Raw genomic sequence first — 13,585 nt, forward strand, 5'->3', positions numbered from 1 at the left:
GGCAGGAGGCTTCGCCTCCTGCACCTCCACCAAGGGCCTTGGCCCTTGGAACCCCTTATTCTCTGTGCCGCGCAGCGCTCCTGGGATCCAAGGGCCTTGTGGCCCTTGGCAGGTCCAGGGCGGAGCCCTGGCCTTCCCTGACGCCCCCTTTCAGCAGCGCGTAGAGCACCGGAATCACCACCAGCGTCAGCACGGTGGACGACACCATCCCGCCCACCATCGGCACCGCGATCCGGCGCATCACTTCCGAGCCGGTGCCGGTGCTCCAGAAGATCGGCAGCAGCCCGGCCATGATGGCGGTCACCGTCATCATCTTCGGCCGCACCCGCTCGACCGCGCCTTCCATGATCGCGGCCAGCACGTCGGCACGGGTCATCGCCCGGCCTTCCTGCCGACGCCGTTCCGCGAGGTCCCGATAGGCGTGGTCGAGATAGATCAGCATGACCACGCCGGTCTCGGCGGCCACGCCGGCGAGCGCGATGAAGCCGACCGCGACGGCGACACTGAGATGGTAGCCCAGCCACCACATCAGCCAGATCCCGCCGACCAGCGCGAAGGGCACCGACAGCATGACGATGAGCGTCTCGGCGAGGCGGCCGAAATTCAGGTAGAGCAGCAGGAAGATCGCGGCGAGCGTCACCGGGATCACCAGCCGCAGCCGCGCCTTGGCGTGCTCCATGTATTCGAACTGGCCGCTCCATTCGAGCCGGTAGCCGGGCGGCAGCGTGATCCGCTCGCGCACCGCGCGGGCCGCCTCGTCGACATAGCTGCCGAGGTCGCGCCCCTGCATGTCGACATAAATGTAGGCGACCGGCTGGGCGTTCTCGGTGCGGATGCCGGGCGGCCCCTGCGTGATCGCCACGCGGGCGAGCTGCCCGAGCGGCACCATGGCGCCGTCGGGGGTCGGCACCAGGATATCCGCCGTGATCGCCTGCGGGCTTTCGCGCGTGGCGCGCGGCAGGCGGATGTTCACGCTGTAGCGTTCGCGGCCCTCGACCGTGGTGGTGACCGGCTCGCCGCCGAGCGCCACCGCGACTACCTCCTGCACGTCACCGACATTCAGGCCGTAGCGGGCGATGGCGTCGCGGTCGGGTGTGATCTCGATGTAGCGCCCGCCGAGCAGGCGTTCGGCGAAGGCGCTGGTGGTGCCGGGAACCGTCTTCACTACCCGCTCGACCTGCGCGGCGATGCCGGCGAGCTGCCCGAGGTCGGGGCCGAACACCTTGACACCCACAGGCGTGCGAATACCGGTCGCCAGCATGTCGGTGCGTGCCCGGATCGGCATGGTCCAGGCATTGCTGACACCGGGGAAGGCCAGCGCCTCGTTCATTTCCGCCACCAGCCGATCCACCGTCATGCCGGGGCGCCACTCCTGCTCGGGCTTCAGCGTGATGATGGTCTCGAACATCTCGATGGGGGCGGGATCGGTCGCGGTGTCGGCACGGCCCGCCTTGCCGAACACAGTCGCCACTTCGGGGAAGCTGCGGATGATGCGGTCCTGGGTCTGCAGCAGTTCCGCGGCCTTGGTGACCGACAGGCCCGGCGGCGTCACCGGCATGTAGAGCAGCGAGCCCTCGTTGAGCGAGGGCATGAACTCGCTGCCCAGCCGTGACGCCGGGTACCAGGCCGCCCCCAGGATCGCCACCGCCAGCGCCAGGGTCAGCCAGCGGGCGCGCAGCACGAGACGGATGACCGGCCGATAGAGCGCGATCAGCAGGCGGTTGATCGGGTTGCGCGCCTCCGGGATGATGCGGCCGCGCACGAAGGCCAGCATCAGCACCGGCACCAGCGTCACCGACAGCAGCGCCCCGCCGGCCATGGCGAAGGTCTTGGTATAGGCGAGCGGATGGAACAGCCGCCCCTCCTGCCCTTCCAGCGCGAACACCGGCAGGAAGGATACCGTGATCACCAGCAGGCTGAAGAACAGCGCCGGCCCGACCTCGGTGGCGGCCTGCAGCAAGGCGGGGCCGCGCTTCTCGCCCGGCGCCAGCCGCTCCAGCCGCTTGTGCGCGTTCTCGATCATGACGATGGCGGCGTCCACCATGGCGCCGAGCGCGATGGCGATGCCGCCCAGGCTCATGATGTTGGACCCCACGCCGATCGCGTGCATGGCCAGGAAGGCGATCAGCACCCCGACCGGCAGGGTCAGGATGGCGACCAGCGCGCTGCGTACGTGCAGCAGGAAGACGACGCAGACCGCCGAGACGATCAGACTTTCTTCGAACAGGGTCCAGCGCAGCGTGGCGATGGCGCGCAGGATCAGCTCCGAGCGGTCATAGACCGCCTGGATGGAAACGCCTTCCGGCAGGCTGGGCGCGAGATCGGCCAGGCGCTGGCGGATGGAACGGATGGTCGCCAGCGCATCGGCGCCGTCGCGCTTGAGCACAATGCCGCCCACCGCCTCGCCGGTGCCGTTCAGCTCGGCGATGCCGCGGCGCTCGTCGGGGCCAAGCTCCACCCGTGCCACGTCGCGCAGCAGCACCGGCGTGCCAGATTCATCCGTCCGCAACACGACCCGCTCGATGTCGCCGCTGTCGCGGATATAGCCGCGGCCACGGACCATGTACTCGGTCTCGGTCATTTCGATCGAGCGGCCGCCGACATCGCGGTTGCTGGCCCGCACCGCCTCGGCCACGCGGGCCAGCGGAATGCCGAGCGCCTGCAGCCGGCGCGGGTCGACGATCACCTGGTATTGCCGCTGGAAGCCGCCGACCGAGGCGACCTCCGACACGCCCTCGCCTTTTGCCAGGGCGAAGCGGATGATCCAGTCCTGGATGCTGCGCAACTCGGCGAGGGTGCGCTGGGCTCCAACGACGGCATACTGGTAGACCCAGCCCACCCCGGTCGCATCCGGGCCGAGCGAGGGCGTGACCCCCGCCGGCAATCGCTTCTGCGCGAAGTTCAGGTATTCCAGCACCCGCGAGCGCGCCCAGTAGAGATCGGTGCCGTCCTCGAACACGACATAGACGTAGGAGGCGCCGAAGGCCGAGGTGCCGCGCACCACCTTGGAATGCGGCACCGACAGCAGCGCCGAGGTCAGCGGATAGGTGACCTGGTCCTCGACCACCTGCGGCGCCTGCCCGGGATACTCGGTGTAGACGATCACCTGGGTGTCGGAGAGGTCCGGGATGGCATCGAGCGGCGTGGCCAGGATGGCCCAGACCCCGGCGGCGACCAGCGCCAGGGTGGAGAGGATCACCAGGACCGGGTTGCGCGCCGAGAGCGCGATGACACGACCGATCATGGCTGCGCGCCTCCTGCATGACCCGCGGCGCCGGCGCTGAAACCCTTGAGCGCGGCACGCAGGTTGCTTTCGGAATCGATGAGGAAGTTGGCGCCCACCACGACGCGCTCACCGGAAGCCAACCCGTCCAGCACCTGCGCCTCGCCATCGCCGCGCGTGCCGATGCGGACGGTCCTGGGCTCGAACCTGCCCTCGCCGCGTTCGACCAGCACGACCTGCCGGACGCCGTCGTCGAGCACCGCGGAGTCCGGCACCACCAGCGACGCCGCCGGGACGGAATCGGCCACAGGGGCGATGTCGACGGCGGCGTACATGCCCGCCCGCAGCATGCCGCCGGGATTGGGCAGCGCGATGCGCACGGCGGCGGTGCGGGTCTGCGCCGAGAGGCTCGGCGCGATCAGCTCGACGCTGCCCGCGAAGCTGCGGCCGGGATAGGCGGTCAGGGTCGCCTGTGCCTTGCCGCCGGGCGCGACCATGCCGAGATCGCGTTCCTGCACCTGCGCCAGCATCCACATCGCGGCGGTGTCGGCCAGGCGATAGAGCGGCTGGTCCGGTCCGACCTTCATGCCGGCCGTCACCATCTTCTCGATGACGACGCCGTCGGCCGGGGCGCGCACGGGGATGGTCCGGGCGGGACGGCCGCCGCGCCGCAACCGGGCGATCTCGTCCTCGGGCGCGCCCAGGGCCTTCATCCGGTCCAGCACCGCCGCGCCGAGCCCGCCACCGACGCGACCAGCCACCGCGTATTCGCGTTCGGTGGCGGCCAGTTCGGGCGAATAGATCTCCGCCAGCACCTGGCCTTTCCGCACCGCCTCGCCGGTGGAGGCGACGGCGAGCGTCTCGGCCCAGCCCTCGGTGCGCGACACCACCACCGACAGGCCGCGCTCGTCGAAAGCGAGCGTGCCGGCGGCGCGCACGCTGCGCACCGGCGCCGCACGGCTTGCCACCGGCGCGGTGCGCACGCCCAGCAGTTGCAGGCGGCCAGGGGCGATGGAGACGAGCCCCGCGGCGCTGTCGGCGGCGTCGTTCTCGTAGACGGGCACGTAGTCCATGCCCATGCCGTCCTTCTTCGGCACGGGCGAGGTGTCATCGAGGCCCATCGGATTGCGGTAATAGAGGATCCTGCCGCGGCCCTGCGAGGCGGCGGCCGGTTTCGGCGGCGGCGCCGGCGCCGGCTCGGCCGCGTCATCGTCATAGACGGGCACGTAGGCGCGGCCGTCCGGGGTCTGCTTCGGCGTCGGCGAGAACTCGGCCTTGCCGTCCGGATCCTGGAAATAGACCGGCGTCCGCGCCGCGACCGGCGCCGCAGCCGCGAGGGCGATGGCCAGGAGACAAACCCTGGCCAGAGCATGGGAACGTGTCACAGCTCGCCTCCGATCAGGCGTTCAATCGCCGCGAGGGCGATGGCGCCGTCCATCTGTGCCCGCAGCAACTCGATGCGTGCCTCGCGCAGGCGCCGGTCGCCGAGGATGGCGCCATCGAGCCCGCCCTTGCCTTCGGCGTAGCGGACGGCGGCGGCGTTCCGGGCGGCGCCGGTGCGCGGCACCAGCCGGCTGCCGAGGATGTCCTCGATCTGCTTCGCGGCGGTGAAGGCCGCCACCTGTTCGCCGAGTTCGCCGCGGATGCGCGCGATCTCTGTCTCCACCCGGCTGCGCGCGGCCGAGGCATTGGCGGCGGCCTCGCGTTCCCCGGCGAGCTTCGGACCGGTCTGGAACGGCAGGGTGATCGACACCGTGGCGTCGAAGCTGGGCGAGTTGCCGTAGCGCTGCACCGGGCCGGCCGCGACGGTCACGTCGGGATACCAGGCGCGACGGGCAAGTTCGCGCTGCGCCTGCGCTTCCCGCACCCCGGCATCGGCCACGCCCACGGCCGGGTTGGCGCCGATGGCGCGGTCAACGAGATCCGGAAGCGGCGGCAGCGCGACCGGCAGCCGGCGGGCCCGCGCGGGGGCGGCCAGCGGCGCATCGGCCGGGCGCGCCAGCAGGGCATTGATGCGGGCAATGACGGCGCGGCGGTCCCCCTCCAGCCGGGCCGCGGACGCCTCGGCGCGGATGGTTTCGGTATCGGCCATGATGACACCGGCGGCGTCCCCCTCGCCCTGGCCGTAGCGCGTGCGCACGGCGTCGGTCGCCTGACGCGACAGGGCGATGACGGCGCGATTGAGCGCGATCTCGCCGGAGACAGCGACATAGCGTGCGAAGGCGATCTTGATGCGCTCGTCCAGTTCGTTGCGGGCGGCGCGTTCGCGTCCCCGCACGGCTTCGAGCGCCTGCAGCGCCACCGTCTTCTGCAGGCCGAGCTTGCCCCACAGGGGAATGGTCTGCTGCAGCATGAACGAGGTCATGCCCTGGGACTTGAGCACGCCGACGCTGAACATCGGGTCCGGCAGCGCCCCGGCCCCATCGGCACGGGCGGCGGCAGCCTCGGATTCCAGCGCGGCGGTGCGCAACTCCGGGCTGAGCCGGTGGCCGGCTTCGATCAGGCTTTCCAGTGTTGCCCCGAGGCCGGGCTCGGCCGCGTGGCCAGGGGTGAAAACCGTGCCGGCAAGCGTCAGCGCAAGGCCGAGCGCCACCAGCACCGGGGCGCGCGAGGCGCCCCGGTTCCGTCTCCACAGGGAGGGCATGTCACTTGCCTAAGCGAACGTCCACGGCGCCGCGGATCACCGCGGGTTCGCCGTTCACGCGGGCCGACAGCGACACGGTCCAGGGGCCATCCATCGAGGGCGTGACCTGGATGGGCGTGACCCCGTCCGGCATTGGCGGCAGGGCCTTGGCCGGCGCGGTCATCGCCATTCCATGTCCCCCCATCGATGCCTTCGGGCCGAACACGACGGCACCCTGGACCGGCTTGCCGTCCGGGATGTGGACGAGGCGCACGCGGATGGTGTCGGTGCCATCATCCTGGCGCACCTGGCCGACCACCTCGAAGCGGTAATCGGCGGGAGCGGCCAGGGCGGCGTGGGAGGCGACGGCAAACGCGGCCGCGGCGACCGCGACGGAGACAAACTTCATGATACGCATTCTCTTTCCGGGGACCGCTGCGCGCGGTCATGGAACGCTGCTGTGGCTGGAGGACGGACGGCGGCCGGGCCGTCCGGCGACGCGCGTTGGCGCGTCGGCAGTCAGGCAGCGATCGGCGGAAAGAGCGGCGGCTTGTGGGAAATGCCCCGCGCCGGCGTGCTGGCGGGAATGATGTGCCTGAGCAGCACGGCGTAGCGGACCGGTTCGCCCGCCGGCGAACGGTGATCGAGGACGATGGAGCAGGCGGCCGCACAGGCCAGGACGCAATCATGCGACCGCTTGTCGCAGCCGGATGGCGCCTGCCCATGGCCTTCATGGCTGTCCTGGCCAGGGCCGGCGAAGGCGTGGCAGGCCATATCCATCATGGCCATGTCCATCGTCGCGGCCCCGGCCATGTCCCGGCCCTGCGCGTTCATGTCCTGCGCGTTGATGCGCGGGGCGGCACCGCCGAGGAAGGCGATGGCCACCAGGATCAGCCCAAGACGCCTGAGCAGACCTGCACGCATGGGATCAATCTAGGCGATCACGTGACGCGCGCAAAGATGGAAGGCTGCATGGGTCGCAAGGGGCAGGCTTGCGCCGGGTGGTGCCGGCGCAAGCCTGCCTGGTTCGCGCCCGGCTCAGGCCCGTTCGAAGATCGCCGCGATGCCCTGGCCGCCGCCGATGCACATCGTCACCAGCGCGCGACGTCCCTCGGTGCGACGCAGTTCGTACAACGCCTTCACCGTGATGATCGCGCCGGTCGCCCCGATCGGATGGCCGAGCGAGATGCCGCTGCCGTTGGGGTTGAGCCGCTCGGGATCGAAAGCAAGTTCCTTGGCCACGGCGCAGGCCTGGGCGGCGAAGGCTTCATTCGCTTCGATCACGTCGAAATCATTGACCTTCAAGCCCGCGCGCTGCAGCGCCTGCTGGGTCGCCGGCACCGGCCCGATGCCCATATAGGCAGGATCGACGCCGGAATGGCCGGTGGCGACAAGTCGTGCCAGCGGCCGCAGGTTCAGCCGCTTCACCGCTTCCCCGCTCGCCACCACCACCGCCCCGGCGCCGTCGTTGATGCCGCTGGCATTGCCGGCAGTGATGGAGCCGTCCTTCTTGAAGGCCGGCCGCAGCCCGGTGACGTCCTCGGGTTTGATCTCGTGGCGCACGTGTTCGTCAGTATCGAACACGGTCGTTCCCTTGCGGGTCTTCAGCTCGATGCCGAGAATCTGATCCTTGAAGCGTCCCTCCTTGATCGCCCGGCTGGCGCGGCGATGGCTTTCCACGGCCAGCGCGTCCTGCTGCTCGCGGCTGATCTCATAGCGCGCGGCGACATTCTCGGCGGTGATGCCCATGTGCACGCGGTGGAACGGGTCGGTCAGCGAGCCGACCATGACATCGGTCGCGGTGACGTCCCCCATCTTCTGGCCCCAGCGCAGCGCCGGCAGGTGATACGGGGCGCGGCTCATGTTCTCGACGCCGCCCGCCACCGCAACCTCGGCCTCGCCGGCGCGGATGGCATTGGCAGCAGCCAGGATCGCCTGCAGCCCGCTGCCGCACAGGCGGTTGAGGGTGAATGCCGGGGTCTCCTGTGGCAGGCCGCCTTCGATCACCGCCACCCGCGAAATATACATGTCGCGCGGCTCGGTATGGATGACCTGGCCGAACACGCCCAGGCCGATCGCGTCCGGCGCCACGCCCGCCCGGCTGACCGCTTCCCTGGTCACGGAGGCGACCAGCGTGCTGGGCGATACGTCCTTCAGCGCGCCGCCGAAATCACCGATCGCGGTGCGCACGCCAGACACGATGTAGATGTCGGTCATGAAGCTCCTCCCACATACGAACGACTTTGCGTCTCCTGCTGCAACGAGGTGGGCGAACATCGCAATGCTTTGCTCAACCGCGCGATCGTCGGCAGTGGGTGCATCATGGCGCAACGGGCCGGTCGGAGGCGAGTGGGAACGTCATCGCACGGGAATTAACTCCGTACGGTGCAGGTCCGGGCCAGTTCATTCAACAGGATATACCGCGACGCAACATAACGTGCCGGAACTGCGGCACGTGAAACCCCGTTCTTGCCGCTACCGGGGGGCAACCGGCCGGCCGGTTCCTTTCACACGGTTATATGAATGATTATCTTGCATTTGGCACGGTTCTTGTGGAGCATCGTATTACGAACCAAGAATCGGACCCTGCGTGACGGCCCCATCACGCGGACAGCCGTGTACTTGCGTGTATTGGCGGTTACACAAACGCCACGTCGTCCCGCACGTCCCTCCTCCGCTTCCACGTCGGCCTTCCTGCCGACCGGCGTGCCAGAGGGCTTGTGTGTCGTCGTGGCCCAGGAAACGTAAAGGAAACGAAGTGCTCTATCACGTCTATGAAATGCAGCGCGTCACTCTCGCCCCCATGCGGATGCTGGCGAATCATGCGTTGACGTTGCTGGATACGCCCTTCAATCCCTGGCGTCCGACCATGGTCGGCCGGCTGACACACGCCGCGCTTGACAGTTTCGAGCACAGTACACGCCGTTTCGGCAAACCCGAGTTCGGGCACAAGCGCACCATCATCAACGGTGAACCGGTGGAGATCACGGAGGAGATCGTCGTCACCGATCCCTGGTGCGACCTGCTGCGCTTCCGCCGTGCCGTCGAGCGGCCTCATGATCCGAAATTGCTGATCGTGGCGCCGATGTCAGGCCATTACGCCACGCTGCTGCGTGGCACCGTGAAGGCCTTCCTGCCGGACCATGACGTCTACATCACCGATTGGCGCGATGCCCGCGAGGTGCCGCTGGCAGGCCCCGATTTCGACCTCAACGACTACATCGACTACGTCATCCGCTACCTGCACCTGCTTGGCCGCGACACCCACGTGATCGCGGTCTGCCAGCCTTCGGTGCCGGTGGTGGCGGCGATCTCGCTGATGAACGAGGCGAAGGACCCGTCGGCGCCGCAAAGCGTCAGCCTGATCGGCGGCCCGATCGACACCCGCGTGGGCATCACCTCGGTCAACGATTTCGCCAAGAAGCACAGCATCGACTGGTTCCGCCGCCACGTCATCCATCGCGTGCCGATCGGCTATCCCGGGTCGTTCCGCCGCGTCTATCCGGGCTTCCTGCAGCTCGCCGGCTTCATGGCGATGAACATCGACCGCCACATGGAAGCGCACTGGCAGATGTTCCTGCATCTGGTGGAGGGCGACGGCGAGACGCTGACGTCCAAGCGCCGCTTCTACGAGGAGTACCGGGCGGTGATGGACATGTCCGCAGATTTCTACCTGCAGACCATCCACTCCGTGTTCCAGGAACACCTGCTGCCGCGCGGCCTGCTGCTCTATCGCGGCCACCGGGTCGATCCCTCGGCGATCGAGCGCACGGCGATCCAGACCATCGAGGGGGAACGCGACGACATTTCCGGCATCGGCCAGACCAAGGCGACCCACACCATGACCCCGAACCTCGCATCCGAAATGCGCGAGCACTGGGAACAGCCGGGCGTGGGCCATTACGGCCTGTTCAACGGGCAGCGCTTCCGGGCCGAGATCGCCCCGCGCATCAAGGCCTTCATCCGCGCCCACCACGACGTCGCCTATCGCGACCGCGCCGCCTGACCTAAGCGATTACCCGTCCCACCGGCACTCACCGGTGGGACGGGCCCCCACCACTCTGCCCAGGATCAGGCGGCGGCACGCTCCAGCGCCATCGCCGCGAGCACGGCATAAGCGGTCTCGGTCCACGGCACCGGGCGGAACTCCTGGCGCACCTGCGCTTCCCAGGCCCGCAGCCCATCCTTGTCGATGATGGCCGAGCGGATCATCCGCGTCGCATCGGCGACATTTTCCGGATCGAAATAACGCGCCAGTTTTCCCCCTGCCTCCGGCAGGGACGTCGTGGCCGCAACCAGGCAGGGCTTGCCGAAAGCCAGGCTCTCGGTCACCGGCAAGCCCCAGCCCTCGTACAGCGAGGGAAACAGCGTGAACCGACAGCCTTCGTACAATGCCTGCAATTCGGCATCGCTCGGGCTCTCGATGATCAGCAGCTTGCCATCGAGATGGCCGGAATTCCGGATCTGCTGCAGCAGGTCCGCGACCATCCAGCCGATCCGCCCGGCAAACACCAGGGTCGGCACCTCGCCCGGCGGCAGACTCTCCAGCAGATTGCGCCAGACCCGGAACAGCAAGGCGTGGTTCTTGCGCGCCTCGATGGTAGACACGAACAGCGCGTAGCTGCCCGGCTCCGGCAGCCGCGAACGATCCAGCGTCGCCGGAACCGCCGGCGGGGCACCGAAGCCGGTGCCGATCGGCACGGCAACGACCGGCCCCGCCAGCTTCAGGCCGGTGCCCTGCGCATAGGCACGAATATCCTCGGCGGACGCACGGGAAATCGTGAACACCACATCCGCCAGCGGCACAACCGCGTGGAACCAGCGGCGGAAGGTGGCGGCCAGCACGGCGTCACACCATTCCGGGCGCCGCAGCGGGATGATGTCGTAGATCATCACCACCACCCGCAGGCCGAGATCCTCCCTGGCGGAGCGCAACATCGCATCGTGGCCGGCACAGAACCAGGGCGATCCCATCACCGCCAGCACGTCCCCCGGACGTGCCAGTTCCTCCAGCTTCATGCCGGTCATCGTTCCGGCCTCGTCCCCGCGGTCCGGACGGCGCCGATGCCGCAGCAACGCGCCCAGCACGCCCCGCGCCGCACCACTCAGTTCCCTGACGGCCTGGCGCTGCAGATAGACCGCGCGCCCCAGGCTCTGGCGCACCGGAACGGGCAGGCAGGACGCGGCACCACGCGCTACGCGCCATGCCAGTGAGGCACGCGCCGGCACGGGAGTCGGGGTCGGGGCGGCGTCCTGGACGCCCGGTTTCGTCGCAGTGATGCGGTCGAACAACCGGACCAGGTCACTCCAGGGCACCGTCACGAATCCCTGGCCGGTGCTGTCATGCCGCAGGAAACGGATCTGCTGCCCGTTTCCATCGACCTCGCCCAGAGCCCGGTAGAGTTCGAACGCCAGACGCTGAATGCCGCTCGGCCGCACGCCGCTCCGGCCGTATTGCAACAGATCCTCGACATCCAGCCAGACGCGCATCGACACGACCAACTCCGAAACGTGAAAATTCATTCCCCCCTGCCAATTCGATGGCATGGAACCAGGGGGATTCATTATCACGCTAAAACGAATGCGGCCGTACCGTGGTTCCTTTCAGCCTGGGACATCGGCCAGCGCGGCACCGCTCCCGCAAGGGGCGGCGCCACGGCCCGGCGCCCTACTCTTTTGCCGGCGTGCCCTGCGGCTCGCTGGCCGGCGCCGCATCGCGGTTCACCAGCACACGCCCGTATTGCGGGTGCCGCATGCTGCGCACCTCGTGCTCGATCGTCACCAGCACCTCGCCGCTGTCAGGATCCACCACATCCTGGAAACGATACTGGTGCAGGCTGCTTTCCTCGGTAACCAGCCCGCGTGCCAGCAGGCGGCGATGCGGCCCGGAGAAATCCGCCAGCGTGACCTGGATATGGTGGCCGTCGTATTCGGGTTGCGCCCGGGTGGTTTCACGGAACAGGATGGCTTCCGACACGCCGGCAACGACGCGGGCGAAGCGGCCCTGGGCATCCTCACCGGTGCGCGCCGCGGCATGCAGCACCTCGCGGTAGAAGCCGGCAATCGCGCCGGCGCTGTCCGGGGGGACGTCGATCTCGACATAAGGCAGGCCCAGCGTGATCCGTCCGAAACACGGCTGCGGCGCATGGCAACGGAAGTGGTTGCCCCAGGGACAGGTCACCTCCACATCTTCGCCGGCGTCGCGCCACGCGAACTGCGTGCCCTCCAACCGCGGCGCCACTGCAACGAGGCGCTCGCGCAGCGCCGCCAGATCAGGCAGCACCAGCCCCACCGTGCCACGCAGCAGTTGCGGCGCTCCGGCCGGCAGATGGAACTGCGAGCGCCCGACATTGACCCACATATTGTCCACGCCCACCATCAGATGCGGGTCGCGCGTCAATCCAAGCCCCACCACGTAGAACAGCGTCGCCGTCCGCTGGTCCGGCACCCGGACATTGACATGGCCGAATTCGACGATGTTGCCGACATCCCCGGCGCTGCGGTCGAACACGTGCTGCGGCATCCTTCCCTCCCCCTGTCGGATCAGCTCCCGCTCCAGTGCGGCGTCCGTTTTTCCAGGAATGCGTCGATCCCCTCGGCGGCATCGCGCGCCAGCATGTTCCGCGTCATCGCCTCGGCGGTGAAGCGGTAGGCATCGTGCAGCGTCATCTCGGCCTGGCGGTAGAACGCCTCCTTGCCGATGGCGAGCGTGAGCGGGCTCTTGGCCGCGAGCTGAGCCGCCAGCGCGGCGACTTCCGCGTCCAGCGCCGCTTCGGGCACGACCCGGTTGACCAGCCCGATCTCGCGGGCGCGCGCGGCGTCGATCGGCTCGCCGGTCAGCAGCATTTCCATCGCCGCCTTGCGCCCCACTGCCCGCGACAGCGCCACCATCGGCGTCGAGCAGAACAGGCCGATATTCACGCCCGGGGTCGCGAACCGGGCGGTGTCGGCGGCCACGGCCAGGTCGCAGCTCGCCACCAACTGGCATCCCGCCGCGGTGGCGATGCCGTGCACCCGCGCGATCACCGGCTTGGGCAGGCGCACCAGTCGCATCATCACGTCCGCGCAAAGGGCGAACAGTGCCTCATAGGCCGGGCGGCCGGGAGTGGCGCGCATCTCCCGCAGATCGTGGCCGGCGCAGAAGGCCGGGCCGGCTCCGCCGATGACGATGACCTGTACCGACGGGTCAGCGGCAACCTCATCCAGGGTCGCGTACAATGCCTCGAGCAAGGCAACCGACAGGGCGTTGCGCGCCTGCGGCCGGTTCAGCGTCAACCAGGCGACCCCGGCCTCGTCACGACGCAGCAGCTTCTCCTGCACGGGACCCGTATCCATGGCGTTTTCCTCCACCCTGGCACCATGTTCCGTCACTCTGGCGGATTGTGCCAGGATGAAGAACAAGGCCGGGGTTTCACCCCAAGTTGGATACTGATAAAATGGGGAACGTAACCAAACGGTGCGAACAGCGGATGCCGATCGCCATTCTCCGAGCCGTGCTGCTGATGATGGCTCTCGGGCTGGTCGCCTGCACTGCCGATGATGTGCTGGCTCGCGGCCAAGACGTATTCAGCGGCCCCAAGAACGGCTGTGGCAATAACAACCGCCCGCCTTTCTGCAACGGGGCGCTGTTCCCGCGCGATCCCAGCACGCAGATCAAGGCCCCCTGAGTTCATCGGGATCCAAGGGCTTTGCCCTTGGCGGAGGTGCAGGAGGCAGAGCCTCCTGCCGGGGTTTGGGGC

The 13,585-nt window shown here is 68.7% G+C and carries 11 protein-coding genes; 2 read left to right on the forward strand and 9 right to left on the reverse strand.

Translation table 11 applies throughout. From position 1 onward, the window contains the following. Nucleotides 1-55: 55 nt before the first annotated feature. From NBY65_RS27340 to NBY65_RS27365, 6 genes are all read right to left on the reverse strand, one after another. Nucleotides 56-3,244 carry an efflux RND transporter permease subunit gene (locus tag NBY65_RS27340; protein ID WP_150038693.1) on the reverse strand — a complete coding sequence of 1,063 codons (3,189 nt, stop codon included), beginning with the start codon at nt 3,242-3,244 and terminating at the stop codon, nt 56-58. Further along, complete coding sequence (locus NBY65_RS27345; protein ID WP_150038695.1) at nt 3,241-4,608, reverse strand: efflux RND transporter periplasmic adaptor subunit; 1,368 nt, start codon at nt 4,606-4,608, stop codon at nt 3,241-3,243. The genes NBY65_RS27340 and NBY65_RS27345 overlap by 4 nt, the downstream gene beginning before the upstream one ends. Beyond that, nucleotides 4,605-5,867, reverse strand: a complete 1,263-nt coding sequence (locus tag NBY65_RS27350) for a TolC family protein (RefSeq protein WP_150038697.1) — start codon at nt 5,865-5,867, stop codon at nt 4,605-4,607. Before NBY65_RS27350 ends, NBY65_RS27345 begins: the two co-directional genes overlap by 4 nt. Before the next feature lies 1 nt (nt 5,868). Continuing rightward, nucleotides 5,869-6,255, reverse strand: coding sequence for a FixH family protein (locus NBY65_RS27355; RefSeq protein WP_162530355.1), 387 nt, complete (start codon nt 6,253-6,255; stop codon nt 5,869-5,871). A gap of 110 nt (nt 6,256-6,365) precedes the next feature. Then, complete coding sequence (locus tag NBY65_RS27360; RefSeq protein ID WP_150038701.1) at nt 6,366-6,770, reverse strand: hypothetical protein; 405 nt, start codon at nt 6,768-6,770, stop codon at nt 6,366-6,368. A gap of 114 nt (nt 6,771-6,884) precedes the next feature. Next, entirely contained in the window at nt 6,885-8,063 is a 1,179-nt protein-coding gene (locus NBY65_RS27365) for an acetyl-CoA C-acyltransferase family protein (RefSeq protein ID WP_150038703.1), read from the reverse strand. A gap of 541 nt (nt 8,064-8,604) precedes the next feature. Between NBY65_RS27365 and NBY65_RS27370 the strand changes: the two genes are divergently transcribed. Then, complete coding sequence (locus NBY65_RS27370) at nt 8,605-9,852, forward strand: polyhydroxyalkanoate depolymerase (RefSeq protein ID WP_150038705.1); 1,248 nt, start codon at nt 8,605-8,607, stop codon at nt 9,850-9,852. Nucleotides 9,853-9,917: 65 nt separating this feature from the next. On the opposite strand, the gene NBY65_RS27375 is transcribed toward NBY65_RS27370, so the two are convergent. From NBY65_RS27375 to NBY65_RS27385, 3 genes are all read right to left on the reverse strand, one after another. Beyond that, nucleotides 9,918-11,336: a glycosyltransferase family 4 protein gene (locus tag NBY65_RS27375; protein ID WP_239002639.1), complete on the reverse strand. Its 1,419-nt coding sequence runs from the start codon at nt 11,334-11,336 to the stop codon at nt 9,918-9,920. 178 nt (nt 11,337-11,514) lie between these two features. Continuing rightward, nucleotides 11,515-12,369 (reverse strand): VOC family protein, encoded by an 855-nt coding sequence (locus tag NBY65_RS27380; RefSeq protein WP_150038709.1) that lies wholly within the window; start codon nt 12,367-12,369, stop codon nt 11,515-11,517. Nucleotides 12,370-12,389: 20 nt separating this feature from the next. Then, nucleotides 12,390-13,181 carry an enoyl-CoA hydratase gene (locus NBY65_RS27385; RefSeq protein WP_150038711.1) on the reverse strand — a complete coding sequence of 264 codons (792 nt, stop codon included), beginning with the start codon at nt 13,179-13,181 and terminating at the stop codon, nt 12,390-12,392. Nucleotides 13,182-13,315: 134 nt separating this feature from the next. Between NBY65_RS27385 and NBY65_RS27390 the strand changes: the two genes are divergently transcribed. After that, complete coding sequence (locus NBY65_RS27390) at nt 13,316-13,513, forward strand: hypothetical protein (protein WP_150038713.1); 198 nt, start codon at nt 13,316-13,318, stop codon at nt 13,511-13,513. Nucleotides 13,514-13,585: the final 72 nt, after the last annotated feature.

The sequence above is a fragment of the Rhodovastum atsumiense genome (assembly GCF_937425535.1).
GTDB classification, from domain to species: Bacteria; Pseudomonadota; Alphaproteobacteria; order Acetobacterales; family Acetobacteraceae; genus Rhodovastum; species Rhodovastum atsumiense.